The organism is Kitasatospora sp. NPDC087314 (genome assembly GCF_044744365.1).
In the GTDB taxonomy this organism is placed as follows: Bacteria; Actinomycetota; Actinomycetes; order Streptomycetales; family Streptomycetaceae; genus Kitasatospora.
In genome coordinates this window covers 1-17,148 of sequence record NZ_JBIUYE010000026.1, presented here as the reverse complement: position 1 = coordinate 17,148, position 17,148 = coordinate 1, and the positions used below count along the sequence as shown (strand labels likewise).

The following is a 17,148-nucleotide window of genomic DNA, read 5'->3' as shown; positions in this document are numbered from 1 at the left end:
CATGCCGCCGTACCGGCGACACGCCCGCGCTCAATGTAGTGGAGCGGGACCTGCGGGTAGTCTCACCACCCGCGCTGGCCGTGCCGGACAAGTCGGACGGCTCAGTGCTACCGAGTGGCGCATGCCCGGCCGGGGAGGGCGGCCGTAGCCTGCGAAGCACCGAGCCGAGAAGTCTGGAGAAACCCCATGAGCGCCGCAACGCCGCTCCCGCAGGAGCGCCGCCTGGTCACCGCGATCCCCGGTCCGAAGTCGCAGGAGCTGCAGGCCCGCAAGCTGGGTGCGGTGGCGGCCGGCGTCGGCACCACCCTGCCGGTGTACGTGTCCCGTGCCAACGGCGGCGTGCTGGAGGACGTGGACGGCAACTCGCTGATCGACTTCGGCTCCGGCATCGCCGTGACCAACGTCGGCAACAGCGCCGAGGCCGTGGTGGCCAAGGCGAGCGAGCAGCTGGCCGCCTTCACCCACACCTGCTTCATGGTGACCCCGTACGAGGGTTACGTGGCCGTCGCCGAGCAGCTGAACGAGCTGACCCCGGGCGACCATGACAAGCGCACCGCGCTCTTCAACTCGGGCGCCGAGGCGGTCGAGAACGCGGTGAAGGTCGCCCGCGCCTACACCAAGCGCACCGCCGTCGTGGTGTTCGACCACGGCTACCACGGCCGCACGAACCTGACCATGGGCCTGACGGCGAAGAACATGCCGTACAAGCAGGGCTTCGGGCCGTTCGCCCCGGAGATCTACCGGGTGCCGGTGGCCTACCCGTACCGCTGGCTGACGGGCGCGGAGAACTGCGCCGCCGAGGCCGCCGCGCAGGCGATCGAGATCATCAACAAGCAGATCGGCGCCGAGAACGTCGCCGCGATCATCATCGAGCCGATCCAGGGCGAGGGCGGCTTCATCGAGCCGGCCAAGGGCTTCCTGCCGGCGATCGTGGAGTACGCGAAGGCGAACGGCATCGTCTTCGTCGCGGACGAGATCCAGACCGGTTTCTGCCGTACCGGCCAGTGGTTCGCGTGCGAGGACGAGGGCATCGTCCCGGACCTGATCACCACCGCGAAGGGCATCGCCGGCGGCCTGCCGCTGGCCGCGGTGACCGGTCGCGCCGAGATCATGGACGCCGCGCACGCGGGCGGCCTGGGCGGCACCTACGGCGGCAACCCGGTGGCCTGTGCGGCCGCGCTGGGCGCCATCGAGACGATGAAGGAGCAGGACCTCAACGGCAAGGCGCAGCGGATCGGCGAGATCATGCTGGGCCGCCTGCGGGCGCTGCAGGAGAAGTTCGACATCATCGGCGAGGTCCGCGGCCGCGGCGCGATGATCGCCGTCGAGCTGGTGAAGCCGGGCGGCAAGGAGCCGAACGCGGAGGCCACCGCGGCCATCGCGAAGGCCTGCCACGCCGAGGGCCTGGTGGTGCTGACCGCCGGCACCTACGGCAACGTGCTGCGCTTCCTGCCGCCGCTGGTCATCCCGGAGCACCTCCTGGCCGAGGGCCTGGACATCCTGGAGGGCGCGTTCGCCGCCGTCTGAGCGGTGTCGCCCGTCAGGTCGTGAGACCCCCTTCCGGAGGGATGTCCGGACAGCGCTGAACGGCCCGTGGGGACCTCTGGTCCCGCACGGGCCGTTCGGTTGTCGGCGGCCGGTCGCGGGCCCGCCGCCCGGCCGGGCATGATCGTCGGGACGTCCGAAAGCGTTGCCCCGGGCAGGGCGGAAGCGTTGCCCCGGGCAGGGTGAAGATGATGTGCGGAATCGCTGAAGGCGCTCGGCGCGGAAGGGCTGTTGACGTAGTGTCATCGCAGATGGACAGCGAGCCTCAGCCATTGGCGGAGCCGCCAGCGGGACCGCCCTCGGCGGTGGGTCCGCACGCGCGCCGCGAGGACAACCAGGCCGCCCCGGGAGGGGCGGCGCACACCGAAGGCCGATCGACCGACCGTCCGACCCACACCCCCCGGGGCGCACGGAACGGCGATCATCAGAGCCGCCCCGGAGCTCTCCCCCCTGCTCCGGGGCGGCTGTCCGGCGTTCCGGGCCGGGTGGCCCGCTCGGTGGCCGTGCCGGTGGTGGCGGCGGTCGTACTCCTGCTGGTGTCGTGGCAGGTGGCGGTGGACGGCCCGTTGCTCGGGCTGGACCGTTCGGTCCGCGCCGCCGTCCGGGCCGCCCATCGGGAGCAGCCCGACACGCTGCTCGACCACCTCGGCCACGCCCTGTCGGATCTGGGCAGCAGCGTGCCCGCGATCCCGGTGCTACTGGCGGCCGGCGCACTGGCCGCGTGGTGGTGGCGCCAGGCCGACGCGGCGGGGCGCTGGTGGCTGCCGCTGCCGGTGGCGGTGCTGACGGCGGGGCTGATCCCGCTGCTCGTGGTGCCGGCGAAGGCCGCGTTCGCCCGGCCGGGCCCGCTCGGTGATCCGCTGACGCCGGGCCAGTGGGGCTGGTACCCGTCCGGACACACCACCACCGCGTCGCTCTCGTACGGGGTGGCGGCGCTGCTGCTGGCCCGGGTGGCGGGCCCGCGCGCGGCGCGCCTGCTGACGGCGGGCGCGGCACTGCTGGCGGTGGCGGTCGGCGCGGGGCTGGTGTGGAGCGACTTCCACTGGCTGCTGGACGTGGTGGCCGGCTGGTGCCTGGCCGCCCTGGTGCTGTGGGGGGCGGCCCGATGGCTGCCCCGGCCGGGCGGCGGCGGGAGGCGTCAGGCCTCGGGGTCCTCGTTGCGGTGAACGAGGCCGGTCTCGCCGTTGTCGCGGTGCCACTCGATGACGAGTTCGTCGCGGGCACCGAAGCGGACGAGGTGGCGGCCGACGACGTCCTCCAGGCCGGGCAGGTTCTCCCGCTCGCCCTCGACGGTGAGCAGCAGCGCGTCGGGCGCGGCCTCCAGGGTGGCGGTGCCGGCGCCGAAGACCAGGGTGCCGCGACCGGTCTCCTCGGAGAAGGCGGCCTCGATCTTGCGGCCCATGTGGGCGGCGAGCTGCTTGGCGTAGCGGGCGGAGCGGTCGGTGGTGACGCGGGCTTCGGAGCGGGGCACGGGCCCTCCAGTGATCCGGGAAGGGAGCTTAGGGTCCCCTCAGTTGAGGCTACGCTAACCCAGATACTGAGTCTGGCTCAACATATTTCCCGGGCGCCCGTCCGCCGTCGGCCGCAGGCCCCGGACCGGCCGATACGCTTGGGCGGACGCCTGCCGAGGAGACCGCCGATGACCACCACGCCGACCGACGATCCGGCGGGCGCCTCCCCCACCCCGCCGGCGGGCTCCCCGGACACCGCCGCCGAGCTGGCGGACACCATGACCAGGGCGATCAAGCGGATCCGCCGCCGCACCAGCGAGCGGCTGGAACCGTACGGCATCACCCCCGGCCAGGGCCGGGCGCTGCGCGCGCTGGCCCACGCGCCCGGCTGCGAGCTGCCGGACCGCGCGATGCGGCTGAGCGACCTCGCCGACCGCCTGCACATCGCCCCGCGTTCGGCCACCACCGTGGTCGACGCCCTGGAGGAGGCCGGCCTGGTCGAGCGCAGCCCCGACCCCGCCGACCGGCGGGCCGTACGGATCCTGCTCACCGAGGCCGGCCAGGCGGCGGTGGAGCGGATCGGGCAGGTCCGGCACGAGGTGGCGCAGGAGTACTTCGGCCGGGTCAGCCCCGCCGACCAGGAGGTGCTGTTGCGAGTGCTGCGTTCCGCCGAGGCCGACTACGCGGCCGCCATGCCGCCGCGGCGGCCGGCATCCCCGGGCGCAGCACGGTGATGCCGATCCCGGCGATCACCAGCAGCGCGGCGCCGGCCGCCATCGGGCTGATCCGCTCCCCGAACAGCAGCCAGGCCGAGGACATCCCGAACACCGGCACCAGCAGCGAGTAGGGCGCGACGGCGGTGGCGTCGTAGGTGCGCAGCAGGAAGCTCCAGGCGACGAAGCCGAACAGGGTGGAGACCAGCCCGACGTAGCCGATCGCACCGAGCCCGGCCGGGGTGATCTCGCGCAGCGCGCGCAGGTCCGCGTCCGGGCCCTCGACCAGCAGGGACAGGGCGAGCAGCGGCAGCGGCGGGACGGCGCTGACCCAGACCATCCAGCGCAGCGCGTCCGGCGGCGCGGCCCTGCGGGTCAGCACGTTGGACAGGCCCCAGGCGACGGCGGCCAGGGCGACCAGGGCGAAGGCGCCGAGCGAACCGCCGAGGCCGTGGTCGAGGGCGCTCAGGGCGATGCCGGAGAAGGCGATCGCCAGTCCCACGAGGCGCTGCCCGGCGGGCCGTTCGCGCAGCAGTACGGCGGCGAACAGGGCGGTGAAGACGGCCTGCCCCTGGAGCACCAGGGAGGAGAGGCCGGCCGGCATCCCGGCGTGCATGCCGAGGAAGAGCAGCCCGAACTTGACCACCCCGAGGACGAGGCCGACCGCCAGCACCCAGCGCCAGGCCACCCTGGGCGGGCCGACGAAGAAGACCGCCGGTACCGCGACGACGGCGAACCGCAGGGCGCAGAAGAGCAGCGGCGGGAAGCTGTCCAGGCCGACGTCGATGATGACGAAGTTGAGGCCCCAGACGGCGGCCACCAGGACGGCCAGGGCGATGTGACGCGGACTCATGGTTCTGCCGGGAGCGGCGGGTGTTGCGGTCATGGGTCGAGCATGGCGGCGGCCAATCGTGTAGCACCAGCGATGAGTTCTGAACGAAACGCTTTAGCATCGCTGCATGATGGATCTGGGGCGCCTGCGGGCGCTGCACGCGGTGGCGGTGCACGGCTCGGTCGGCAGGGCGGCGGCCGCGCTCGGGTTCACGCCCTCGGCGGTCTCGCAGCAGATCGCCAAGCTGGAGCGGGAGACCCGGACGGTCCTGCTGGAGCGGCAGGGCCGGGGCGTGGTGCTGACCGACGCGGCGCAGGAGCTGGCGGCGACCGCGCAGGCCGTCCTCGGGCTGGTGGAGCGGGCCGAGGTGCGGCTGGAGGAGCAGCGCGGCCAGGCGGTCGGGCGGCTGCTGGTCGCCGCGTTCGCGAGCGGAGCGCGCGGGCTGATGCCCGGGGTGCTGGCCGACCTGCGACGGCGCTGCCCGGAGCTGGACGTCCGGCTGCTGGAGTGCGACCCGTACCCGGCGGCCGAGTTGGTGGCCCGGGGCGAGGTGGATCTGGCGCTGGTGCAGGACTGGCCGACCGTCCCACTGCCGGTGCAGGAGGGCCTGTCCCGGCTGGACCTCGGGACGGACCCGGTGGACCTGCTGCTGCCCGCCGAGGACGAGCTGGCCGAGCTCGTCGCGGTACCGGTGCAGCGGCTGCGCGGGCGGCGCTGGATCAGCGTGCCGCCGGGCAACATCTGCCACGACTGGCTGGTCCGCACCCTGCGGGAGGCTGGGGAGGAGCCGGATGTGCGCTACCAGGTCGGCGAGTTCGAGACCCAGATCGCGCTGGTCGCGGCCGGCCTGGGGATCGGCCTGGTGCCGCGGCTCGGCCGGGGCGCCCTGCCGCCCGGGGTGGTCGCCCGGCCGGTGGTGCCGGAGCCGACCCGCCGGGTGTACGCGCTCTGGCGCGCCCAGGCCTCGCGGCGGCCGGCGATCACCGAGGCGCTGGCGGTGATGCGGGAGCGCTCGGCGCTGCTGGGCGCCCCGGCGCGTTAGATCCCGCCCAAGCCCTAGCTGGCGAGGCCGATCACCAGCCACATGAAGCCCACCCCGGCGACGGTGCAGAGCAGGGTGCTGCGGGAGGGGTGCGGGCTGTGCGCCTCCGGGAGGATGTCGGAGGTGGCCAGGTAGAGCAGGAAACCGGAGAAGAAGCCGAGGTAGAGGCCGAGCAGGTGCTCGGGAATGGTGAAGGCGAGGGTGATCGCGGCGCCGGACACCGGGGCCAGGGCGTCCGCCGCGAGCAGGGTCACCGCCCGCCGCCGGTTGTTCCCGTAGAGCCGGGTGATCGTGTACGTGTTGAAGCCGTCGGCGAAGTCGTGCGCGACGACGGCGATGGCGACGACCGTTCCGACCGTGGTCCCGGCCTGGAAGGCGGCGCCGATCGCGAAGCCGTCCATCACGCTGTGCCCGACCAGGGCCAGCGCGGCGGTCATGCCGATGCCCTGGCGCCCGGCGTGGTGGGCGTGCCCGTGCTGGTGGCCGTGGGTGTGCTCGGCGTACTCGCCCTCGTGGCCGCGGTGGATGGCGACCGCGCGTTCGACCACGTGGATGGTGAGGAAGCCGACCGCGAACATCAGCAGCGCCTGCGGCACGCCGTGCACCTCGTCCGGTGCCTGGCGGATGGCCTCGGGCAGCAGGTCGAAGGCGACCACGCCGAGCATGAGGCCGGCGGCGAAGCCGAGCACGAGGTGGCGGCGGTCGCCGGTGCGCTGGGCGACGAAGCCGCCGATCAGGGTCATCAGGAACGCCCCGGCGGCGACCAGGACGGCGGTCACCGGGCAACCTCCGGGTGGGTCGACCCGCCGTGCGGGCGGCGGCGGTTCCCGCCGTGTGGTCTGCCGAGCGCTCTGCCCATTCCTCTCCCCCTGGGGTCCGCCCGTGGCCGGGCCGACCGCCGACCGTATCGGACGACCGTTCGATGATGATCGCCCGGGGTGCCGTTGCTCGGCCGGGGCTGCTTATCAGCCTCGGGCCGGGGTCGGGGGCACGCCCGCCGGATGGGCCGTCGGGATGAGCGCCGGGTGGGTGGCGGGAGCGGGTCAGCGGCCGGCGGAGAGGGGCAGGCCGAGGTGGGTGCGGGCGAGTTCGCGGACGCCGTCGCCGTCGACCAGGTGGATGTGCCGGTGGCTCTCCTCGCCGGTGAGGTCCAGGGCCTCGTCGGCGAAGCGGCCGGTGGTCAGCCGCAGGCCGCGCTCGGCGGACTCCTCCTGGACGGCCTCGGCCAGGGTGGCGATCTCCGCGGCGCTGACCGGTGCGGCTCCCCGGGAGGCCCAGACCACCCAGCGGCCGGGCAGCGCACTGCCCGGGGCCCCCTCACCGGTGGCGACCAGCCCGGCCGGGCTCCGCAGCCGGACGCTCCACTCGGCGAGCCCGCCCCGGGTGAGCAGGTCGCGCACCAGCTGGGCGAACTCGTTCGCGGACAGGTCGGGTGCGGCCGGTACGGCGGCCCCCGCCTGGGCGGCCGGCTGGACGCCCAGGCGGCCGTACGGGTCCGGGGTGACGGCGGCGCCGAGCTGGCGCAGGCGGACGAGCGCCTCGTCCTGCTCGGAATCGGCGTAGACGCCCTCGTCGTCGCGCTCCTCGTAGGGGGTGGCGGGCGGCAGCAGCCGGGTGCGGGCCAGCGCGTCGCGGTCGGCGTCCACACTGACCAGGCAGAGCGGCTCGGCGGTACCGGGCTCGCGCAGCCAGCCGTTGAGCACGACGCCCGCGAGTATCTCGTCGGTGTCGACGGCGTCGGCGGCCTGCAGGGCGCGCAGGGCGAGCCGGGCGACCAGGCGCAGGTAGTCGGTGGCCCGGTCGGCGGGCGGGCGCGGGACCGGGACGATGTCGCCGTCCGGGGCGAGCCGGTAGCCGGTGAGCGAGGGCACCAGGTCGAGCGGCGGCAGGTCGAGGTCCAGCACGGCGGTGCGGGTGAGCGGGCGGAAGACCGCACGACAGGGGGCGGGCAGGTCCTGGGTGGCGGTCTCGGCGGCGGCGAGCGCCCGTTCCAGCAGCGACTCCACGGCGGCCGGCTCGGACAGCCGGTAGGCCCGCCGGCACTCCTCCAGACTCTCGTTGTACTCGCGCACGGCACGAGCGCGGGCCGCCTCGGCCGCCTCGTGGACGCGCCGGGACTCGTCGGCGGCCGGGCTGCCGGCCTCGGCCCGGCGGGTGCGCCACTCGCGCAGGGCGCGTTGGTGAGCCAGCCGGGCCTGAGCCAGTTCGCGCTGGTAGCCGGAGTCGAGCAGGCGGCGGGCCGGGGTGCCGTCGGGGTCGGCGACGGCCGGCTCGGCGGGCGCGAAGTCCGCCCAGCGGGGTTCGGCCTCGCTGTCGGCCTCCGGTCCGTCGGTCGGGTAGGGGCGGGGCTCGTAGTGGCGCAGCTGGCTCTCGAAGTCCATCGCCGAGACGGGCAGGGCGGCCCGCCGGAGCAGGTCGGCCAGCCGGTCGTGCTCGGTCTGGACGGTGAGCGTGCGGTGGTGGGTCAGCGCGGCGGCCCGGGCGTGGGCCGCGACGGACTCCTCGGGATCGGCCGCCCCCGGTCCGGACGCGCCGCTACCGGGCGAGCCGTCACCGGGCAGGCCGTCACCGGACGTGCCGTCACCGGGTGAGCCGGGGGCGGCCGGACCGGGGGCGGCACCGTCCGGGTCCGGGCCCCGGTCGGCGTTGAGGTCGCGGAAGACCGAGGCGAGGAAGCCCGGCCGGGGGAACTGGACGGTGGCGGTACCGTCGGGCTGGCCGTCTGCTGAGTGCTGCATCGGTCGTCGTTCCCCCATGCTCGTCCGGCGCCTGCCCGGGGCGGCCGGCGACACTGCGGCCCGCCCCTGCCGGACATTGTCCACCGAACGGGCGGCAGTGGTCAGCCAAGCCTCTCAGTTGGTCCGGGTGTTGGTCAGGTGCAGGCCGATGTAGCCGACATAGATCCGGCCACTGCCGGAGCAGTCGTCCAGGTAGTGCAGCCGGGGCGCTGTACGGCCGCCGCCGATCCGCAGGTGTGCGCCCATGAACGCGCGCCGGGAGACGTCGACGCATTCCGGCACCGGCAGCATCCGTTCGCGCTTCCACTTGGTGTGGCTGAACACCGTCCGGGACTCGCCCCGCACCGCCTTGCGGGGCGGGAAGTGGTGGCAGCCCTCCGGGGTGTGCTCGCACCACTGCTTGAAGTCGCCGCCGGCCGCGCCGCGCACCGCCGCCTCGGCGTACTCCTGCAGGGCGGTCAGACCGTCCCAGGCGAGCCGGGCCCAGCCTGCGCCGGAGCACCGGAGCCCGTCCAGGGCGAGCGCGTTCTTCTGGTCGCCGGTGAAGGTCAGCAGCGGGAACTCGTCGATTCTGGCCATGAGTTCGGTGAAGTTCTCCGGTTTCGCGGGCCGACCGGACGGCCTGGCGGCGGGGTGCCCGGCGGTGCCCGGGACGGTCGGGACGGTGCAGTGGCGGGTGGTCAGGGCGCGGGAACCGGTCCGCACGTGACCGTCGCGGCCGTCGCGGCGCTCGTGCGGCTCGCGGGGCTCGCGGGGCTCGCGGGGCTCCGGACGATCGTGGCCCTCACGGCCGTCCCGGTTGTCCCGACGCTCGCGGCGCAGCGTGCGCCGGACCCGCTCCAGCTCGTCGGCCCGGGCCTGCTGCTCTGCGCGGTCCTGCTGCTCCTCCTGGGCGAGCACGGCCAACTCGGCTCGGGCGGCGGCCGGGTCCTCGGCCGGGCTGACGGCCGCGCGGGACGGCGCCGGCAGGACCCGCAGCACCGGGACGGCCGCCAGCGGGGGCGGCAGCGGCAGATCGGCGGCGAGCCGGCGCGGCTCGCGGGCGAGCAGCCCGGCGGCGCGGCGGACATCCTGCTCTATTCGCCCCCGGGCGAGTACCGGGTGCCGGGCGCCGTCCTGCCGGGAGGCCGGGTCGACCTCGGGCAGGTAGGTGCGCACCGCCCCGCCGTAGACGCTGTGGTACTCCAGCGCGACGTTGAACCCCGTGCGGGCGCCCGGATCCAGGACGTAGGCGGTGGCGAGGCCGGGCAGCTGATGGCAGAGCGGGCGGACCACGTCCTCGACCCAGTGGTCCAGCGGGAGGTTCACCGGAACGCTGGCGACCACGGTGGGCAGTCGGCGCTCCGGGTCGCAGAGCTCGTCGATCAGGTCGTCGACCTCGGCGGCGGTGATCACCCGGGGGGCCGGGTGGACGACGGCCGGACCGTCGGTGGCGTCGAGCAGCGGGAGGAGGGTGCGGGCGAGCTCGGGCACCGGCACCCGGCAGGGCGTCCGCACACCGCTGCCGGTGCTGTGCGTCTCGGCCTCCAGCCGGACCCAGGTGGGGCCGCCGGTCTTGGTGGCCACGGTCAGGGTCAACTGCCGGGTGCCGTGCGGGGCCGGGGTGCGCAGGCGTCGACGGTCGTAGCGGCCGGCGGCCGCGCCGCCGCGCAGCGGGCCCTGGTCGCGGTCGAGCAGGACTCGGTCGCCCAGGCGGAGGCGCTCGGCGACGGGGGTCGATCCGGGTGAGGTCTGCTCGGGTGAGGCCTGTTCGGTCGAGGTCTGCCTGGAGGAGGGCGACCCGGCGGGGGCGCGGGGGGCCGGCGGGGGCTCCTCGCAGCCTTCCTGTTTCAGCCAGGCGGCGAGCTGCTCGTCGGCCAGGGCGACGGCCTCGGCGTGCGGGAGGGTGGTGGTGACGGTCATCCGGTAGGGCGTCGCGGGGCCGGGTAGGTCGGCGCCGGCGGGCGACGGGAAGCGGTCTGAGGTCATGCGCATACCTCCGTGGTGCGGGGTGGGGTCTGGTCTCCTCCATCGATGGGTTATTCGTCCGGTTCGGCCGGATCCTTGCCCAGGAAACGCCACGGCCCGGAGCGGAAGTTCCAACTCCGGGCCACGTCAATACGTTCGGGTGAATCTACTCAAGCCGCGCGCCGCGTGGCGCGGCGCCTGGGCTAAGACCGACCGGTCTTGCCAGGCCTGCGGTGCCGGGCATCCCGCTCAGACCCCGGCGGGCCCGGCGTCGCTGCGGCTCCACGCGGGCGCCGGGACCGGCACCGCCAGCGGGCGGCCGGCCGGGGCGGCGTAACTCGCGATCAGCACCACGGGCTCGTCCCCGAGGTTGCGTCCCACATGGACGTGGACCGGACCGGCCTCCTCGACCAGCGAGTCCCCGGCCCGGCTGACCTCGACCCGGCCGTCGTGCAGGGTCCGGGTCAGCGTCCCGGACAGCACCACCACGTCCACCCGGCCCGGGTGGAAGTGCCAGCCGGTGCTGGCGCCCGGGGGCAGGGTGATGGTCTGGACGACGGGCATCTCGGGCCGGCTTCCTGGTCGACGACCTGATCAGGCTAGGCAGGCCCCGCAAGGCGCCGACACGGATCGGCCGGGATCCGGCCGATTATGTGTCCGAAAGCGGCGCCGCCGCCGGATCCGCCGTCAGACCGGTACCTCGACGTACGTCCGACCGGCCGGGACCGCAACGGCCGTACCGCCGGTCGCCTCGGCCAGCCAGGTGTGGAAGGCCGCCACCTCCGGTTCCGGTACGCCCACCTCGATCCGCACCCCGGTCGGCTCGTAGGCCAGGTCGCTCACCGCGTACCCGGCCGCCCGCAGGTCGTTCTCCACCCGCCCGGCCCGCACGTGGTCCGCCGTCACCGCGAGCAGGGCGACCGGCCGCCGCTCCAGCAGGCCGATCTCGTCCACCGCTTCCGACACCGCGCTCCCGTAGGCCCGCACCAGGCCGCCCGCACCGAGCTTGATGCCGCCGAAGTACCTGGTCACCACGGCGGCGGTGTCGGTCAGGCCTCGCCGGCGCAGCACCTCCAGCATCGGCACTCCGGCCGTACCGCCGGGCTCGCCGTCGTCGCTGGAGCGCTCGCGGCGCTGCTCGTCACCGACCACGAAGGCGGTGCAGTTGTGCCGCGCGTCCCAGTACTGCTTGCGGATGCCGGCGATGAAGGCCTGCGCCTCCTCCTCGTCGGCCACCCGGGCGAGGTGGCAGATGAACCGGGACTTCTTGATCTCGATCTCGTGGCTGCCGGCCCGCCGGATGGAGAGGTAGGGCCTGGCGGTCGGTTCCGGCGTGGCGGACATGGCGCGGTGGTTCTCCCGGAAACGACGACGGCTGGCGGCGCACACCCCGGGCGTCCGGGGCGGCACCGCCAGCCTATGGCCCGCGGTCAGCGCCCGGCCAGGGCGTCGAGCCGGGCGCGGTCCAGGCCGGTCAGCGCGGTGACCTCGGCCGGGTCGACGGCGCCGCAGTCCAGGCCGCGCAGCAGGTAGCCGCTGAGCGCCCGGGCGGTGGCCGGCTCGTCCATCACGTCGCCGCCCGCCTTGTCGACGTACGCGGCCAGCCGGGCGGCGGCGGCCGCCAGACCCTCGCGGTAGAACGAGTACACCGCGACGTACCGGGTCGGCAGGTGGGCCGGGTGCATGTCCCAGCCCTGGTAGTAGGCGCGGGCCAGCGAGCGGCGGACCAGGTCGTGGTGGAGCTTCCAGGCCGCGTGCACCTGCTCGGTGGAGCCGGTCGGGATGACGTTGGTCGAGCCGTCGGAGAGCCGGACCCCGGTGCCGGCCGCGGCGACCTGCATGACCGCCTTCGCGTGGTCGGCGACCGGGTGGTCCATGCTCTGGTAGGCCGCGCTGACGCCGCAGGAGGCGCTGTAGTCGAAGGTGCCGTAGTGCAGCCCGGTGGCGCGGCCCTCGGCGGCCTCGATCAGCCGGGCCACGGTGGCCCGGCCGTCCGGGCCGACGATGGCCTGGGTGGTCTCGATCTGGATCTCGAAGCCGATCCGGCCGGCGGGCAGCCCGGCGCGGCGTTCGAAGTCCTCCAGCAGCCGGACCAGCGCGGTGACCTGCTCGGCGTAGGTCACCTTGGGCAGGGTGAGGACCAGGCCCTCCGGCAGACCGCCGTCGGCCAACAGGGTGGCCAGGAACAGCTCCAGGGTGCGGATGCCGCGGTCACGGACGGCCGCCTCCATGCACTTGATCCGGATGCCGATGTACGGCGGCGCGGCGCCCTCGGCCACGGCCGTGGCGACCAGTTCGGCGGTGCGGACGGCGGCGGCGTCCTCCTCGGCGTCCGTGCGGGGTCCGTAGCCGTCCTCGAAGTCGATCCGCAGGTCCTCGATCGGCTCGCGCTCCAGCTTGGCGCGGACCCGGGCGTGCACGTCGGCGAGCAGGTCGTCGTCGGCCACGCCGAGGGCGCGGGCCAGCTCGGCGGGGGTGCCGGCGTGGGTGTCGAAGGCCTCCAGGGCCTGGCGGCCCCACTCCCGTACGGTGTCGGCGGCGAAGACGTCGGCGGGGACGTAGACGGTGTGCACCGGCTGCCTGGTCCCGGTGTCGCCCGGGTAGCGGCGCGCCAGTTCGGCGTCGACCGGGGCGAGCAGCGCCTCCACGGCGGCGCGGGCGGCGGCGGAGAAGGAGGCCCCGCCCGTCGGTTCGTTACCGTCGACCTCGACCTGCGACATCCGCACTCCTCCACGCCGAACCAGCACTTCAACAGTTTGTTGAGGCGAAGGTAGCTCCGACCGGATCGGGCGTCAATGGCCGACCGAGCGGTGGACGGAGGGCGCTGGACGGGGCGGCGGCCTGGTCAGTCCCTCCCGGCGGCGGCGTAGCGGTCGCGCAGCTGCGGGTAGAGCTCGGCGACGTCCTTGGGGTGGACCGAGCCGTCCGGGCGGTTGCCGGTGACGCCGTACTCCTTGGTCAACCACTCGGCGAGGCGCTGGGGGTCGGGCTGGTGCTCGTGGTTGTCCATGTAGCTGACCAGGGCGTCGTAGGCCAGGTCCGGGTCCAGCCGGGCGGGCGCCGAGCGGGGCGCGGGCTCCTCGGCGTGCGCGGACCGCTCGACCGACACGGGCTGCTCGGCGTGAACGGGCTGTCCGGGGTGAACCGGCTGTCCGAGGTGCTGGGGCTGCGGCTCGGCGGCGAGGCCCGCCTCCTGGACGGGCTGGGCCGGCAGCTGCAAGGCGGGGGCCGGCTCCTCGACGACCGGGCGCGGGGGCTTGAACCACGGCGAGGCCTGGCCGGGCACCCGCCCGCCCGGGGCGGCGTCGGACGGGTGGCCCGTCGTGCGCACCGGGCGCTCGGTCCACACGTTCAGCTCCTCGTGGGGCGACTGCAGGACCTCCGCCACCACGCCGTCCGGCTCCTGCGCGGCACGCAGCCGGACCGCGGCCAGCTTCGCCAGCATCGGCGCGGCCACCTCGGCGGACATCGGCGCGACGACGGCCGGGGCCGGTTCGGGCTGGACCTGAGGTTGGGGCTGGGCCTGGGGCTGAGGTTGGGGCTGGGCCTGGGTCTGCTGCGGCTGCCGGGTCGGCTCCGGCCGGGCGGCAGCGGGGACGGCCGCGACCGGAACGGCGCCGACGGGAGCCGCAGGGGCGGCGGCCTCGGCCGGGGCGATGGCCGTGGCGGCCCGGCCCTCCTGCTGCTGCTGGAGCTCCAGGGCCTCCTTCTCCGCCTGGGCCTCCCGGGCCTCCCGCTCGCGCGCCTCCTCGTCCAGCCGGTCGAACAGCGCCGGGTCCAGCGGCACCCCGTACTTGGCCAGCTTGAGCGGCAGCAGCGCCTGGATCGGCGCCGAGCGGCGCCACCCGCGCCCGTACCGGAAGCGCAGCTGTGCCCGGTAGACCAGGCGGTTCTGCTCCAGCCGGACGACCTCGTCGTAGGAGCGCAGCTCCCAGAGCTTCATCCGTCGCCAGAGCCGGAAGGTCGGCACCGGGGAGAGCAACCAGCGCATTACCCGGACCGAGTCCATGTGCCGATCGGCCGTGATCGCCGCGATCCGGCCGACCGCGTGCCGAGAGGCCTCGACCACGACCACGAAGAGCACCGGGATGACGGCGTGCATCCCCATGCCGAGCGGGTCGCCCCAGGAGGCGGCCGCGTTGAAGGCGATGGTGGCGACGGTCAGCAGCCAGGCGGTCTGCCGCAGCATCGGGAAGGGGATCCGCAGCCAGGTCAGCACCAGGTCGAGCGAGAGGAGCACGACGATGCCGGCGTCGACGCCGATCGGGAAGGCGTAAGAGAAGGCGCCGAAACCTTTTTGCTCGGCCAGCTCGCGCACCGCGTTGTACGAACCCGCGAAACCGATGCCCGAGATGATGCAGGCCCCGGCCGCGACCAGGCCGAGCAGGCCCCGATGGGCCTTGGTGAGCGTTGGGCGTGCCATTACGTCTATCAACCCCTGGATGTCGGCTTTTGCCGTACGCTGCCTCGGCTGCCGGTTCCCGCTGGTCGGGGCGCCGGACGGCTGAGCGACCTCCGGGCTCGGCCCACCGGAGTTTACTCGTACACCTGTTTCAGCGTTTCCACAGCCCGGCGTGTCACCATCCGGAGCACGGAGGACCCGGGCGGTGCCGGGCGGATCGTCAGCCCTTCGGCCCAACCGTGTCGTTGAGGTAGGTCAGCACCGCGAGCACCCGTCGGTTGGCGTCCTCGTCCGGGGCCAGTTCGAGCTTGGTGAAGATGTTGGCGATGTGCTTGGCCACCGCACCGTCGCTCACCGCCAGGCGGGCGGCGATCGCCGAGTTGGAACAGCCCTCGGCCATCAGCTCCAGCACCTCGCGCTCGCGCGGGGACAGCCGCAGCAATGGGCCGGGCCGGCGCGAGGTGGTCTGCATCAGCTTCGCGATCACGTCCGGGTCCATCGCCGTCCCCCCGGCCGCCACCCGGCGGACCGCGTCGATGAACTGATCGGCGTTGAACACCCGGTCCTTCAGCAGGTAGCCGATCCCGCCCGTGCCGTCGGCCAGCAACTCCCGCGCGTACAACTGCTGGACGTGCTGCGACAGCACCAGCACCGGCAGCCCCTGGATCTCCTTGCGCGCCTTGAGCGCCGCCTGCAGCCCCTCGTCGGTGAGCGTCGGCGGCAGCCGAACGTCGACCACGGCGACGTCCGGCCGATGGGCCAACAATGCCTCCAGCAGCTCGGGGCCGGTCTCCACCGCCGCGGCGATGGTGAAACCATGCGCTTCCAGCAGCCGGATCAGGCCTTCGCGAAGGAGGTAGAGGTCCTCGGCGAGGACAACTCGCACGGCAACTCCAAGGTGATGGTGGTCGGACCGCCCGACGTGCTGTCGATGGCCAGGACACCGTCGAAGGTACCCAATCGCCGCTCTATCCCGCGCAGGCCCGTCCCCCGGGCCGGATCCGCCACGCCCACCCCGTCGTCCGTCACCGTGACTCGCAGCGACCCGGCCCGGTACAGGATGTCCACCCACACCTGCTCCGCCGCCGAGTGCTTGGCCGCGTTCGCCAGCAGCTCGCAGATGCTGAAGTACACGGCCGCCTCCACCGGCGCCGGCGGACGGTCCGGCAGGCTCACGCACACCTCGGTAGGCAGCGCGCTGTCCAGCGCCAAAGCCCGTACGGCGTCGCCCAGTCCGCGCTCGGCGAGCACCGGCGGGTGGATGCCGCGGACCAGGTCCCGCAACTCCTGCAGGGCCCTGGCCGACGACTGCCTGGCCTCGGCGAGCAGCTCCCGGGCGGCCGCCTGGTCGGTGTCCATCAGGTGCTCGATCGTGCCCAGTGTCATCCCGATCGCGACCAGTCGTGCCTGCGCGCCGTCGTGCAGGTCGCGCTCGATCCGCCGCAGCTCGGCCGCCTGGTCGCCGACCGCTTCCGCCCGGGTCTCGGTCAGCTCGGCCACCCGCTTGGTCAGCTGGGCGTGCGTCGCCCGGCCGTCCTGGTCCAGCACCCGGCGGGCCATCTCCGCGTACCCGCGCACCGCGTACGGCGCCGCGAACACCCCGACGGCGATCATGCCGAGCCCGAACACCGCGCTCAGCAGGATCGACACCAGGCGCGGGCTCAGCACGCCGATCCCGTCCGCCGGCAGCGGCCCCGCCAGGGTGTAGACCGTACCCAGCAGTATCAGTGCGGCCACCGGCCCGGCCAGAGCCGCCACCAGGACGGGATTGATGACCAGCCAGGCCATCTCCGCGCGGGTGGTCCGGTCCCGGAAGCCCCAGTGCACCAGCTGTGCGTACTTCGCGACCGTCCGGGAGCGATGGTACGAGTACCCCGTCCACCAGTGCCCGCGCTCGTCCAACTCCAGCGCCGGCAGCGGCCCGTACGCGACCGGCAGGCGGATGCCGTACCAGCGCTCCAGCTGTCGGCGCGTCCGGTTCGCGGTGCGGCGGATGAACTGGGCCGCCACCACGATGCCGGCGATGAGCGCCACGGCGAAGGCCACGAAGAACACCGAGTAGTAGTACTCCAGGATCCTGACCGCCACCGCGCCCGCGGCCACCGCAGCCCCCACCGGCAGCACCAGCCCCGGCAGCGCGCCGACCACCAGCAGAGCCAGCCGTGCCAGCCCCTGGCCGCCCGAGGCGAGGGCCGCCTCGGTCTGCGCGCGCACCGTCGCACCGCTCGTTCGACTCGCTGTTGTCACGAAAGCTCCTGATGCCGGTCTCGATCGTCCTCCTCAAGTGTTCACGAACGACCCGCTCCAGACACTGGCCATGCCACCCCAATTCCTGGGTGGTCCTAGCACCACCTGCGGGTGGACATAGCCCGAGCGGACTGCTGAGATGGTCCGGAAATGCGAAGAACCCCCATCCGGTTTCCCGGATGGGGGTTCTTCTGAATGATTGTTCGGCGGCGTCCTACTCTCCCACAGGGT

At 74.1% G+C, this 17,148-nt stretch carries 15 protein-coding genes; 4 read left to right on the top strand and 11 right to left on the bottom strand.

What is annotated here, in order from left to right; translation table 11 throughout:
* Nucleotides 1-186: 186 nt before the first annotated feature.
* Together gabT and ACIO5E_RS37785 are read left to right on the top strand one after the other, a co-directional pair.
* The gene (gene gabT / locus ACIO5E_RS37790; RefSeq protein ID WP_400676762.1) at nucleotides 187-1,527 is read left to right on the top strand and encodes a 4-aminobutyrate--2-oxoglutarate transaminase; all 1,341 of its coding nucleotides are present in this window, start codon (nucleotides 187-189) and stop codon (nucleotides 1,525-1,527) included.
* Between the two features lie 515 nt (nucleotides 1,528-2,042).
* Nucleotides 2,043-2,711, top strand: a complete 669-nt coding sequence (locus tag ACIO5E_RS37785; protein ID WP_400676760.1) for a phosphatase PAP2 family protein — start codon at nucleotides 2,043-2,045, stop codon at nucleotides 2,709-2,711.
* Here the strand turns inward: ACIO5E_RS37785 and ACIO5E_RS37780 are convergent.
* Complete coding sequence (locus ACIO5E_RS37780) at nucleotides 2,684-3,016, bottom strand: DUF2218 domain-containing protein (protein ID WP_400676759.1); 333 nt, start codon at nucleotides 3,014-3,016, stop codon at nucleotides 2,684-2,686. The two genes, ACIO5E_RS37785 and ACIO5E_RS37780, sit on opposite strands and share 28 nt — an antisense overlap.
* A 168-nt stretch (nucleotides 3,017-3,184) precedes the next feature.
* On the opposite strand from ACIO5E_RS37780, the gene ACIO5E_RS37775 reads away from it, so the two are divergent.
* Nucleotides 3,185-3,730 (top strand): MarR family winged helix-turn-helix transcriptional regulator, encoded by a 546-nt coding sequence (locus ACIO5E_RS37775; protein ID WP_400676757.1) that lies wholly within the window; start codon nucleotides 3,185-3,187, stop codon nucleotides 3,728-3,730.
* Here ACIO5E_RS37775 and ACIO5E_RS37770 read toward each other — a convergent pair.
* Complete coding sequence (locus ACIO5E_RS37770) at nucleotides 3,621-4,562, bottom strand: EamA family transporter (protein ID WP_400676755.1); 942 nt, start codon at nucleotides 4,560-4,562, stop codon at nucleotides 3,621-3,623. The genes ACIO5E_RS37775 and ACIO5E_RS37770 overlap by 110 nt on opposite strands.
* A gap of 106 nt (nucleotides 4,563-4,668) precedes the next feature.
* Between ACIO5E_RS37770 and ACIO5E_RS37765 the strand changes: the two genes are divergently transcribed.
* Nucleotides 4,669-5,583, top strand: coding sequence for a LysR family transcriptional regulator (locus ACIO5E_RS37765; RefSeq protein WP_400676753.1), 915 nt, complete (start codon nucleotides 4,669-4,671; stop codon nucleotides 5,581-5,583).
* A 14-nt stretch (nucleotides 5,584-5,597) separates the two neighbouring features.
* Here ACIO5E_RS37765 and ACIO5E_RS37760 read toward each other — a convergent pair whose 3' ends face one another.
* The 9 genes from ACIO5E_RS37760 to ACIO5E_RS37720 form a co-directional block, all read right to left on the bottom strand.
* Nucleotides 5,598-6,326, bottom strand: a complete 729-nt coding sequence (locus ACIO5E_RS37760) for a ZIP family metal transporter (protein ID WP_400676824.1) — start codon at nucleotides 6,324-6,326, stop codon at nucleotides 5,598-5,600.
* 300 nt (nucleotides 6,327-6,626) lie between these two features.
* Nucleotides 6,627-8,321 carry a restriction endonuclease gene (locus ACIO5E_RS37755; protein WP_400676751.1) on the bottom strand — a complete coding sequence of 565 codons (1,695 nt, stop codon included), beginning with the start codon at nucleotides 8,319-8,321 and terminating at the stop codon, nucleotides 6,627-6,629.
* A gap of 114 nt (nucleotides 8,322-8,435) precedes the next feature.
* Nucleotides 8,436-10,289, bottom strand: coding sequence for a hypothetical protein (locus tag ACIO5E_RS37750; protein WP_400676749.1), 1,854 nt, complete (start codon nucleotides 10,287-10,289; stop codon nucleotides 8,436-8,438).
* 228 nt (nucleotides 10,290-10,517) lie between these two features.
* Complete coding sequence (locus ACIO5E_RS37745; RefSeq protein WP_400676747.1) at nucleotides 10,518-10,832, bottom strand: cupin domain-containing protein; 315 nt, start codon at nucleotides 10,830-10,832, stop codon at nucleotides 10,518-10,520.
* 123 nt (nucleotides 10,833-10,955) lie between these two features.
* Entirely contained in the window at nucleotides 10,956-11,612 is a 657-nt protein-coding gene (locus ACIO5E_RS37740) for a YigZ family protein (protein WP_280685411.1), read from the bottom strand.
* Between the two features lie 86 nt (nucleotides 11,613-11,698).
* Nucleotides 11,699-12,988, bottom strand: a complete 1,290-nt coding sequence (locus ACIO5E_RS37735) for a DUF6986 family protein (protein ID WP_400676745.1) — start codon at nucleotides 12,986-12,988, stop codon at nucleotides 11,699-11,701.
* A 125-nt stretch (nucleotides 12,989-13,113) separates the two neighbouring features.
* Nucleotides 13,114-14,691: a DUF2637 domain-containing protein gene (locus ACIO5E_RS37730; protein WP_400676743.1), complete on the bottom strand. Its 1,578-nt coding sequence runs from the start codon at nucleotides 14,689-14,691 to the stop codon at nucleotides 13,114-13,116.
* Between the two features lie 199 nt (nucleotides 14,692-14,890).
* Nucleotides 14,891-15,556, bottom strand: coding sequence for a LuxR C-terminal-related transcriptional regulator (locus ACIO5E_RS37725; protein ID WP_400676741.1), 666 nt, complete (start codon nucleotides 15,554-15,556; stop codon nucleotides 14,891-14,893).
* Nucleotides 15,508-16,917 (bottom strand): histidine kinase, encoded by a 1,410-nt coding sequence (locus ACIO5E_RS37720; protein WP_400676739.1) that lies wholly within the window; start codon nucleotides 16,915-16,917, stop codon nucleotides 15,508-15,510. Before ACIO5E_RS37720 ends, ACIO5E_RS37725 begins: the two co-directional genes overlap by 49 nt.
* Nucleotides 16,918-17,148 lie beyond the last annotated feature (231 nt).

Bases quoted from the DNA above. Each gene is read 5' to 3' on its own strand.
- ACIO5E_RS37740 (WP_280685411.1), bottom strand. From the start codon at position 11,612: ATGTCCGCCACGCCGGAACCGACCGCCAGGCCCTACCTCTCCATCCGG.
- ACIO5E_RS37745 (WP_400676747.1), bottom strand. From the start codon at position 10,832: ATGCCCGTCGTCCAGACCATCACCCTGCCCCCGGGCGCCAGCACCGGC.
- ACIO5E_RS37760 (WP_400676824.1), bottom strand. From the start codon at position 6,326: ATGACCCTGATCGGCGGCTTCGTCGCCCAGCGCACCGGCGACCGCCGC.
- ACIO5E_RS37750 (WP_400676749.1), bottom strand. From the start codon at position 10,289: ATGACCTCAGACCGCTTCCCGTCGCCCGCCGGCGCCGACCTACCCGGC.
- gabT (WP_400676762.1), top strand. From the start codon at position 187: ATGAGCGCCGCAACGCCGCTCCCGCAGGAGCGCCGCCTGGTCACCGCG.
- ACIO5E_RS37755 (WP_400676751.1), bottom strand. From the start codon at position 8,321: ATGCAGCACTCAGCAGACGGCCAGCCCGACGGTACCGCCACCGTCCAG.
- ACIO5E_RS37775 (WP_400676757.1), top strand. From the start codon at position 3,185: ATGACCACCACGCCGACCGACGATCCGGCGGGCGCCTCCCCCACCCCG.
- ACIO5E_RS37735 (WP_400676745.1), bottom strand. From the start codon at position 12,988: ATGTCGCAGGTCGAGGTCGACGGTAACGAACCGACGGGCGGGGCCTCC.
- ACIO5E_RS37765 (WP_400676753.1), top strand. From the start codon at position 4,669: ATGATGGATCTGGGGCGCCTGCGGGCGCTGCACGCGGTGGCGGTGCAC.
- ACIO5E_RS37770 (WP_400676755.1), bottom strand. From the start codon at position 4,562: ATGAGTCCGCGTCACATCGCCCTGGCCGTCCTGGTGGCCGCCGTCTGG.
- ACIO5E_RS37730 (WP_400676743.1), bottom strand. From the start codon at position 14,691: ATGGCACGCCCAACGCTCACCAAGGCCCATCGGGGCCTGCTCGGCCTG.